Source organism: Mycobacterium sp. 1245499.0 (assembly GCF_001673615.1).
GTDB classification, from domain to species: domain Bacteria; phylum Actinomycetota; class Actinomycetes; order Mycobacteriales; family Mycobacteriaceae; genus Mycobacterium; species Mycobacterium europaeum_A.
Genome location: NZ_LZMG01000192.1, coordinates 1 through 8,349, shown reverse-complemented (window position 1 = coordinate 8,349; position 8,349 = coordinate 1). Strand labels below are relative to the sequence as shown.

The 8,349-nt window shown below is 66.8% G+C and carries 7 protein-coding genes and 1 pseudogene; 3 read left to right on the top strand and 5 right to left on the bottom strand.

Annotated features, from left to right (window positions below):
- From A5646_RS11245 to A5646_RS11235, 3 genes are all read right to left on the bottom strand, one after another.
- A partial coding sequence (locus A5646_RS11245) for an MCE family protein (protein WP_066869646.1) occupies window positions 1-1,007 on the bottom strand: 1,007 nt, incomplete at its 3' end.
- A 4-nt stretch (window positions 1,008-1,011) separates the two neighbouring features.
- Entirely contained in the window at window positions 1,012-1,860 is an 849-nt protein-coding gene (locus A5646_RS11240; RefSeq protein WP_066869643.1) for an ABC transporter permease, read from the bottom strand.
- A complete protein-coding gene (locus A5646_RS11235; RefSeq protein ID WP_066869640.1) occupies window positions 1,857-2,624 on the bottom strand; it encodes an ABC transporter permease in 768 nt (255 codons plus the stop codon). The genes A5646_RS11240 and A5646_RS11235 overlap by 4 nt, the downstream gene beginning before the upstream one ends.
- A 603-nt stretch (window positions 2,625-3,227) precedes the next feature.
- On the opposite strand from A5646_RS11235, the pseudogene A5646_RS11230 reads away from it, so the two are divergent.
- The 3 genes and pseudogenes from A5646_RS11230 (at window position 3,228) to A5646_RS11225 (ending at window position 5,443) form a co-directional block, all read left to right on the top strand.
- Window positions 3,228-4,031: pseudogene (locus A5646_RS11230) on the top strand (Stf0 family sulfotransferase).
- A 135-nt stretch (window positions 4,032-4,166) separates the two neighbouring features.
- Window positions 4,167-4,319, top strand: a complete 153-nt coding sequence (locus A5646_RS29410; protein WP_165827908.1) for a hypothetical protein — start codon at window positions 4,167-4,169, stop codon at window positions 4,317-4,319.
- Window positions 4,313-5,443, top strand: a complete 1,131-nt coding sequence (locus A5646_RS11225; RefSeq protein WP_067021736.1) for a YeiH family protein — start codon at window positions 4,313-4,315, stop codon at window positions 5,441-5,443. The genes A5646_RS29410 and A5646_RS11225 overlap by 7 nt, the downstream gene beginning before the upstream one ends.
- Before the next feature lie 96 nt (window positions 5,444-5,539).
- Here the strand turns inward: A5646_RS11225 and A5646_RS11220 are convergent, their stop codons facing one another.
- Window positions 5,540-7,561, bottom strand: a complete 2,022-nt coding sequence (locus A5646_RS11220; RefSeq protein WP_066880010.1) for a family 2A encapsulin nanocompartment cargo protein cysteine desulfurase — start codon at window positions 7,559-7,561, stop codon at window positions 5,540-5,542.
- On the bottom strand, window positions 7,548-8,349 hold an 802-nt coding region (locus A5646_RS11215; RefSeq protein WP_066880008.1), incomplete at its 5' end, for a family 2A encapsulin nanocompartment shell protein. The genes A5646_RS11215 and A5646_RS11220, both read right to left, overlap by 14 nt.

Here is an 8,349-nt window from a genome sequence, read left to right as displayed (position 1 = left end):
GGGTCGTCGCCGAACAGCAGCGCCGCGTCGAGGATCACCGAATAACCATTGCCGCCCAACGCGTCTCGGCCACCATGGTCGACGTACCACTGCGCACCCTGGAACAGGCACGTATAGGTCGGCGAGTATTTCTCCAGCAGGGCCATGGTCGGATCGAGCAGGTTCATGGACCGCACGATGTTCGACTCGTTGCGGCCGATCACGTTGATGCCGGTCTGGCTGAAGCCGATCGCCGACAGCAACAACGAATCCAGCGAGCGCTGGTCGTCCGTGATGGTCGCGCTCGTCGTCGTCGCCGAGTCCAGGATGGACAAGATGTTCTGCGCCGCATCGGAGTAGATGGCGGTGGTCTTGCCGAACAGCCGCCAGTCCTTTCCGATGGTGTCCATGCGCGGGTTGACGGTGAGTAGCACGTTGTTGGCGTCGGTGATCGCTTGTCCGAGCCGGTCGCCCTTGCCGCGCACGGATTGCGCGAAGGCCGACAGGATCGCGTTCAGCTTTGCCGGGTCGAGCGCCTGGACCACCGACTGCAGGTTCTCGAAGACGGTGTTCACTTCCACGGTGACGTTGCGCGAGCGCAACAGCGCGCCGGGTTTCAACGATGCCGGGCTGGGATGGTCGGGAACGATCAGATCGACGTATTTCGAGCCGAACGCCGTGGTGGATTTGATCTCGGCCTCGAGGTTGCTTGGCAGATACTTGAAGGCGTCCGGTTGGATCTTCAGCTGCAGCCGAGCGGTCTTCACGTCGGTGCCGATCGACGCGACCTGACCCACCTGGACGCCGCGCAGCTTGACCTTGGCGCCGTCTTCCATCACCAGGCCGGCGCGATCGGACACCAGCGTGAGCGGGACGAAGGCCTGGAATTTGCCCGAGAACGAGGCCGCGGTCATCGCGATCAGGCCACCGATCAGGATGAACAAAGTGGGTGCCCACCAGATCGGGTCAATCTTGCTGTGGCGGGTCCTGTTTCGCTGGAACGCCCCGTCGGCTTTGTGAGTGCTCATCCGGTCATCCCGACAGGTTGAAGTTGCCGGACTGCCCATAGACGGACAGCGAGATCATCAGGCACACGAAGGCCGTGACGATCATCGACGACCGCACCGACCGACCGACCGCTTCCCCGACGCCCGCCGGACCGCCCGTGGCGGTGAAGCCGTAATACGTGTGCACGACCATCACCCCGGCCGCCATGGTCAGCGCCGCCAAAAACGACCAGAACAGATCGGTGGGGCGCAAAAAGGTGGCGAAGTAGTGCTCGTAGACGCCTCGTGACTGCCCGTACACGTAGATCGTGAGGAACTTCGCCGCGACGAACGACATCAGCACGGCGACGGCATAGAGCGGGATGACGACCAGGATGCCGGCGATGATCCGGGTGGACGCCAAATAGGTGACCGCGCGGATGCCCATGACTTCCAGCGCGTCGATCTCCTCGTTGATGCGCATCGCGCCCAGCTGCGCGGTCGCCCCCGCACCGATCGTGGCGGCCAGTGCCAGACCGGCGGTGCAGGGCGCGATCATCCGCACGTTCAAGAACGCGGAGAGGAAGCCGGTCAGCGCTTCGACGCCGATGTTGGACAGCGTGTCGTAACCCTGTACCGCGACGAGTGCGCCGGTGGTCAGCGTGAGAAACCCGATGATGCCGACCGTGCCCCCGATGACGGCCAACGCCCCTGTGCCCATTCCCATCTCGGCGATCAGGCGCAGCAGTTCGTTCGGGTAGCGCCGTACCGCATCGACGGTGGCGGTCAGGGATTGCCCGTAGAAGGCGGTCTGTTCGCCCAGCTTCCGCGTGGAATCCGCGAGGCGGGGGCCAAGGTTGACGAACCACGAGGGCTCGCGGGCGGCGTCGGTCATTTGGCCGTCACCTTCACACCGAGCGCGGTGGTCAGGATGTTGATGAAGAACAAGGCCATGAACGAGAAGACCACGGTTTCGTTCACCGCGTTGCCGACGCCGGTCGGGCCACCGCCCACCGACAGGCCCTTGTAGCAGGCGATCAGGCCGGCGGACAGCCCGAACAGCGTCGCCTTGATCAGCGAGATCACCACCTGCGGCAGCCCGGTGACCAGGGTCATCCCCGCGACGAACGCGCCGGGCGTGACGTGCTGGACGAAGACTACGAAGATGTAGCTGCCGGTCAGCCCGGTGACCGCCACCACCGAGTACAGCAGAACCGCGACGAACGTCGCCGCGATGATGCGCGGAACCACCAGTGCCTGAATCGGATTGACGCCGATCACCTTCATCGCGTCGATCTCCTCGCGGATGGTGCGCGCGCCGAGATCCGCGCACATGGCCGTCGACCCGGCACCCGAGACGACCATCGCCGTGACGACCGGTCCCACCTGAGTCACCGACGCCAACCCGGCGCCGGCACCCGACAGATCGCCCGCGCCGATCTCGACCAACAGGATGTTGAGGACGAACACGATGAGCACCGTGTACGGGATCGACAACATAATCGTCGGAAAAATGGAAACGCGGGCGACAAACCAAATCTGCTCGAGCACTTCGCGCCACGCCCATGGGCCGCGCACCGCCGCCACCAATGCCTCGGCGCTGAGCAGAAAGAATTGGCCCAGCGCGGTCATGGGCCGCGCAAGGACCGCCGCGTTCACGCTGCTCGTCCAGCCCAACGGAGGTCTTTGACTCAACCCGACCCCCATTTTCGTAACAGCGTTTATACGTTGGTAATTCGCTGGCCCTAACGCAAACAGCACTGTTTACCTGCGCCGCGTCTGCTTGAGCGCACTAGATGAGGGAATGTACGGGCAAAACGATGCCCGACGTCAGGTTTGCAATCAACAAGAAGAAATATTGGGTGGCGCCGCCAGGCCTGCGCCGATGTTCTATCCGGCCGCTGGCCTGCGTGATTAGTCGGAACCGGCCCGACGCAGCGGCCCCCGCAGCAGCGGCCGGCAGACGGACCGAGTAGCGACCGGTGGCGCACGCAGACGAAGGGTCCGGCGCACGGGAAAACCGGGGTGGCAGGCCGAATCAGCTTGCAACGCAGCGCTTCTCAACGCAGCACGGCCTGCGCCGCGGGCGCGGCTTTCCGTCCGCTCCGAAACCAGATGAGCACCCACGGCCACCGTCCGTTCGGCTGTCGTCGCCGAAAGCCACAGTTCGGGCAAGACCGCTTCAACACAATGGTTTCCTTCAGCCTGACCCTAAGCGCGCTAGCCCGGATAAGTTTCTTGCGTTCTGGATACACTCTGCCGGTGACCAATAGCCCGTCGTCATATCTGGTGCTGGCGTCGCAGCGCAGCGGCAGCACGCTGCTGGTCGAGTCGCTGCGCGCCACCGGCGTCGCCGGCGAGCCGCAGGAGTTCTTCCAGTATCTGCCGTCCACCAGCCAGTCCCCGCAGCCCCGGGAATGGTTCGCCGGCGTGGAGGACGAGACGATCCTGAGCCTGCTCGACCCGCTGGACGTCGGGACGCCCGACCTGGCGCCGCCCGAGATCTGGCGGGCCTACATCCGCACGGTCGGGCGGACCCCGAACGGGGTGTGGGGCGGCAAGCTGATGTGGAACCAGACGCCACTGCTGCTCGACCGTGCGAAGAACCTGCCGGACCGCAGCGGGGACGGCTTGCTGGCGGCGATCACGGATGTGGTGGGCGAGCAGCCGCTGTTGATTCACGTCTACCGGCCCGATGTGATCTCCCAAGCGGTGTCGTTCTGGCGGGCGGTGCAGACCCGGGTCTGGCGCGGCCGGCCCGACCCGGTCCGGGATGCGCGCGCAGCATGGTGACGACGTGGGCGATGGCCCCGGCGTGATAGGTGGCGCGCGCAAGAAGAGGGTTGGCGGAACTGGTTCGCCGAAGAAAACATCGAACCCATGGACATCTCGTATCCGGTGTTGTGGCGCAACCTGACTCAGGTGGTGGGGTCCATCCTGGAGGCGTTGGGCTTGGATCCACAGCTGGCGCCCGAGCCGGTGCTGGAGCGTCAGGCCGACCAGCGCTCCGACGAGTGGGTGGACCGCTATCGGGCCGATGCCGAGAAGCACGGCCTGCCAACCTGATCGACCGGCCGAGCTAAATTCAGCCCGAGCCAATCACTTGGATGTAGCGTGCCCGGACGCCACCATTCCGTCAAACGGATGCGGCTGGGAGACGCCGCCATAAGCGCTTGAGGAGCGGTCATCGTGGGTGAAGGCGTGCCAACTAACGGAAAGGACCCCGACGCTCCGCAGGGGCCGGATTGGGCGGCCCGGCTCGGTTCGGTGTCGGTGGACTGGTGGGCGACCGCGGTGGCGGGCGTGATCGTCGCGTTGGCCGTGGCCAACGTGCTTCCGAGGATCCCCTGGTGACCGGCGTGAGCACCGTCCGCACGGCACCCGACGAAACGTCGGACGAGGTCACCTTCACCAGCACCCGTCCCCTGGACTATGTGCCGGGCATCCTGCTGCTGATCGGCGTCGGGGTGCTGGGCAAGTACGCCCAGATCTGGTGGAACGCACTGGCCAAGCACCAGCACTGGACCGTGCCCGACATCGAATATGTGTTGTGGGCGATCGTGATTGGGCTCTTGATCACCAATACCATCGGCCTGCACCCGATATTCCGCCCCGGCGTGCTGACCTACGAATTCTGGCTCAAGGCCGGGATCGTGGCGCTCGGCTCGCGGTTCGTGCTGGGCGACATCGCCAAACTCGGCGGCATCAGCCTGGTGCAGATCCTGGTGGACATGACCATTGCCGGGACGATCATCATCGTGGTGGCCCGCGCGTTCGGGTTGTCGGGCAAGCTCGGCTCGCTGTTGGCGATCGGCACGTCCATCTGCGGGGTGTCGGCCATCGTGGCGGCCAAGGGGGCGATCCGGGCCCGCAACTCCGATGTCAGCTACGCGATCGCGGCGATCCTGGCGCTGGGCGCGGTGTCGCTGTTCGTGTTGCCGCCGTTGGGGCACGCGATCGGTCTCACCGACCACGAATTCGGTTTGTGGGCCGGGCTTTCCGTGGACAACACCGCCGAAACCACCGCCACGGGATATCTGTACTCCGACCACGCCGGCAAGATCGCGGTGCTGGTGAAGTCGACCCGTAACGCGCTGATCGGCTTCGTCGTGCTGGGCTTCGCGCTGTTTTGGGCCGCGCGAGGGGAAGCCGACGAGATCGCCCGGGGCGCCAAGGCCAAGACCGCGTTCATCTGGGGCAAGTTCCCGAAGTTTGTGCTCGGCTTCCTGGTGGTCTCGGCGATCGCCACGGCGGGGTGGCTGACCAAGGGCCAGACCGCCAACCTCGCCAACGTGTCGAAATGGGCCTTCCTGCTGACCTTTGCCGGCGTGGGACTCAACACCGACATCCGTCAGATCGCGCGCACCGGGTGGCGGCCGTTGGTCGTCGCGGTCATCGGGCTGACCGTCGTCGCCACCGTCTCGCTCGGCATCGTGCTGCTGACGTCGCGCGTATTCGGTTGGGGTGCGGGAACTTAACGGTTCAGCGCCTCAACCGCATCGCGCTACGCGCCCGGCTGGGCGGGCGCTCGGATCCCCACGCCCGGCCGGCCGGGCGCTCGGCACGCCGGCCGCTCAGCCGACGTTGGTACCGCCCTCGGCGATCCGGCGCACCGCCTTGAGGAACACGTCGATCTCGTCGAAGGTGTTGTAGAACGCGAACGACGGACGGACCGTGGCCTCCAGACCCAGCCGCCGCAGGGCGGGCTGTGCGCAGTGATGGCCCGCGCGCACCGCGATGCCCTCGGCGTTGAGCGCCTTGCCCACCTCGAGCGGCTCGTGGCCGGCCAGCACGAAGGACAGCACGCTGGCCTTCTCCTGCGCGGTACCCACCAGGCGCACGCCCGGGATGTCGGCCAGCCGCGGCGTCGCGTACTCGAGCAAGGCGTGCTCGTAGGCGGCGATCCGCTCGACGCCCAACCGTTGCACATAGCGCAGCGCCTCCGTCAGCCCGACCGCGTCGGCGATGTTGCCGGTGCCGGCCTCGAACTTGGTCGGCGGTCCCTGGTACAGCGACCGGTCCAGCGTGACGTCGGCGATCATGTGACCGCCGCCCTGCCACGGCGGTGTCTCGGTCAGCGCCTCCTCGGTGCCGTAGAGCGCACCGATTCCGGTGGGGCCGTAGATCTTGTGTCCGGAGAACACGAAAAAGTCCGCACCGAGTTCGGCGACGTCGATCGGTATGTGCTGAATCGACTGAGCCCCATCGATCAGCACCCTGGCGCCGTAGCGGTGGCCGAGCTCGACGATCTTGTCCACCGGTACCACGGTGCCCAACGCGTTGGACACCTGGCTCGCGGCGACCAGCTTGGTCCGCGGACCCAGTAGCTCCTCGAACTCGCTCAGCAGCAGGTTGCCCGCATCGTCGATCGGGGCCACCTTCAGGATCGCGCCGGTCTTTTGCGAAATCAGCTGCCAGGGAACGATATTCGCGTGGTGCTCCAGGTGGGTGATGACGATCTCGTCACCGGGCTGCAGATGCTTGCCACCCCATGCGTGCGCCACCAGGTTGATCGCCTCGGTGGTACCGCGGACGAACACGATGTTCTCGGAACTCGGCGCGCCGATGAAATCGGCTACCGTGTCGCGGGCCTCCTCGTAGGCGTCGGTGGCCCGGGCCGCCAATTCGTGCGCGGCGCGGTGAATATTCGAGTTCTCGTGGGCGTAGAAGTGCGCCAACCGATCGATCACGACCTGCGGCTTCTGGGTGGTCGCCGCGTTGTCGAACCAGATGAGCGGCTTGCCGTTGACGATCTCCTTGAGGATCGGGAAGTCCGCCCGGACCGCGTTGACGTCGAATATCTCGTGCTCGTCCGAAAGCCGCGGCACGGGAGCGGCTTTGGTCAGGAAGTGGTAGTCCCCGTCGTCACCGGCCGGTGCGTTCGGTGCCGACGCGGGCGCGTCGGACCAGCCCAGGTCGGTGACGGCCGGCGCCTCGGGCAGCCACGACGGCGCCGAACCGCGCGAGCCGGCGGGCACGGTCGGTGTCGTTCCGGCCAACACACCGGGCACCGTGGGCACGATGCCGCCGGGCACCGCGAACGCACCCGGTTCACCGCCGAACCACGGGACGGCGGCCAGCGTCGTCGTGTCGGGCGCTCCCCCGCGTGGGGCCACCGGCGCCGTCTGCGGCGGGACGTCGGGTTCGGCCGACGTCGGCGCCGGTAGATAGATGTCGGAGAAATTCAGCTGCGGCACCGGCGACGGGTACACGTCGGCCGCCCCGGCGCCCGCCTGGCCGGCCGAGGTCGCCGCCGTGGCATCCGGGGCGCTGCCGCGCGGGGCCACCGGCACCGTCTGCGGCGGGGCTTCCGGTGCGCTGGAGGTGGGAGCCGGAACGTAGACGTCGTGGCCACCGACCAACGGGACCGGTCCGGGGTAGACGTCGGCCGTGCCGGCCGCCGCCTGCCCTGCCGACGTCGCCGCCGTCGCGTCCGGCACGTTGCCACGCGGCGCGACCGGGGCCGACTGCGGTGGACTGTCCAGGCCCGGCCGGATGCTGGCCGCATACAACTGGCTGGCCAGCGCGGCAAGCTCCGCAGCGCTGATAGGCAGGTCGCTTTCGGCGTCTACCGCTCGGTACTCACTTGTACTCATGGAACTGGTCCACGGCGACGTCGTCGAGCACGGCGAGTGCGTCGTCGGTCAAAACAGCCAGGGACGTGTACAGGGTGACCAGGTAAGTCGCGATCGCCGACTGGTTGATGCCGGTGAACCGCACCGACAGACCCGGCGCCTGCTCCCCGACCAGGCCGGGCTGGAACAGGCCGACCACGCCCTGCCGCTCCTCACCGGTGCGCACCAGGATGAACTTGGTCTTGCCGTCCTCCACCGGGACCTTGTCCGACGGAATCAGCGGAATGCCGCGCCAGGTGATGAACTGCGCACCGAACAGGCTGACCACTGGCGGCGGGACGCCCCGGTAGGTGGCTTCACGGCCGAATGCGGCGATACCCAGCGGATGGGTGAGGAAGAAGCTGGGCGTCTTCCACACCTTGGTGATCAGCGCGTCGAGGTCGTCGGGCGCGGGGGCACCGGCGAGCGTCTGGATGGTCTGCTCCGGCGTGGCCTGCGCGAGCAACCCGTACTCGGGGCTGTTGATCAGTTCGAACTCTTGACGTTCCTTGATCGTCTCGATCGTCAGCCGCAGCTGCTGAGCGATCTGGTCGTGCGGGCTCGAGTACAGGTCGGACACCCGGGTGTGAATGTCGACCAGCGTCGAGATGCTACGCAGCGTGTATTCGCGCGGGCTGGTCTCGTAGTCGACATAGGTCTCCGGCAGCGGTTCGTCGGTGCCGGCGCCCGCCTCGGCCTTGATCGCCACCTGCTCGGCTGGGTCCCGGTGGAGGCCGGCATCTACCGGGTGAACCGGGTGGTCAACCCCG